Below are 246 nucleotides of genomic sequence, written 5' to 3' on the forward strand. Positions count from 1 at the left end.
CATCCGGGGACGCTACTCAGCCCCCTGCCCCATCTCAAGCCACGTTCTTCTGATGGTGTGGACGGCTCCACCCGAACGGCATCGCGATGTGCCAAGCTGGTGCTGTTTGGAACCAGCTAAGGAAGGAACCGACCACATGGAAATTACAACACTCGGGATCGACTTGGCCAAGTCTGTCTTTCAGCTTCACGGGGTGGATGCCTGTGGCGCTGTCGTCTTGCAGAAGAAGCTTCGGCGGGGCGCGGT

1 pseudogene is annotated in these 246 nt (G+C 59.3%); it reads left to right on the plus strand.

Going from position 1 to position 246, the window contains the following annotated elements:
• Positions 1–136: 136 nt before the first annotated feature.
• Positions 137–246, plus strand: a pseudogene (locus tag EU800_RS27475) (IS110 family transposase); the annotation flags it as partial.

The sequence above is a fragment of the Tropicimonas sp. IMCC6043 genome (assembly GCF_004146235.1).
Lineage (GTDB): Bacteria > Pseudomonadota > Alphaproteobacteria > Rhodobacterales > Rhodobacteraceae > Tropicimonas.